General features: G+C 74.4%; 2 protein-coding genes. Both read right to left on the bottom strand.

Going from position 1 to position 819, the window contains the following annotated elements:
• Nucleotides 1-394 (bottom strand): triphosphoribosyl-dephospho-CoA synthase (locus HMPREF3115_RS03255; RefSeq protein ID WP_176748731.1); only part of this gene is annotated, 394 nt, incomplete at its 3' end.
• Nucleotides 391-819: malonate decarboxylase holo-[acyl-carrier-protein] synthase (gene mdcG, locus HMPREF3115_RS03250; RefSeq protein ID WP_070553416.1), on the bottom strand; the 429-nt coding region annotated here is incomplete at its 5' end. The genes HMPREF3115_RS03255 and mdcG, both read right to left, overlap by 4 nt.

Below are 819 nucleotides of genomic sequence, written 5' to 3'. Positions count from 1 at the left end.
TAGGCGCACCGGCCGCCCCGCCGTGCGCGCGGGCGCCGGCCGCCGCGCACAGCAGCCCGAGCCCGAAGATCGCGCCGCGATGCGTGTTGACGCCGCCCGTCGCGGCGAGCATCGCGTGCTCCGCGCGCAGGCCGATCTTGCGCAGCGCGGCCATCTCGGCATCGCGCGCGCCCGCGTCGGCCAGTTCCGCGAAGAACGGCCGTAGCACGGCCGCGCTGCGCGCGAACGTCGCGGCGTCCATGTCCGAATGGCTGCCCGTATCGACGTGGCTGACGAGCCCCGGCTTCGGATAGGTTGCGATTTCGAGCACGAGGCTGCGCTCGGCGAGCGCCGCGATACGGTCGGCGTGCGACCAGGATGCGGCCGGCGCGCGGCAAACGACTGCGGCGCTCACTGCGCGTCTCCGGCAAACGCGGCCGCGGGCATCAGCTCGACGGCGATCGCCGTCTTCACCGCGACTTCGGGCAAGCGTGCCTGCAGTTCGCGCCAGTTGACGCCCGCGCCGTCGTCGCGCAGCAGTTCGCCGTCGATCCGCATCGGCGCGTGCGCGGCGATCGCCGCGAGCCCGTCGAGCAGCGGCGCGATGCACGACGCGGCCGGCAGCGGAAACAGCACGTCGAGATCCGACGATGCGCTCAGATACGAGTCGCCGGTCAGCGCCTGCCACGCGAGACTGCCGAACACGCGGCCCTGCACGCCGCAGCGCGCACCGAGCGCGTCGAGTTCGCGCAGCGTCAGCTGCCACGCGTGCGGCGCGGCCGCCAGCACGTCGGCGAACGCCGGCGGCGGGCCGGCCGTCGCGACTGCATTGTGCGCGAC

The sequence above is a fragment of the Burkholderia sp. HMSC10F09 genome, assembly GCF_001806955.1.
Lineage (GTDB): Bacteria > Pseudomonadota > Gammaproteobacteria > Burkholderiales > Burkholderiaceae > Burkholderia > Burkholderia multivorans.
This window is presented reverse-complemented; position numbering and strand designations above follow the sequence as displayed.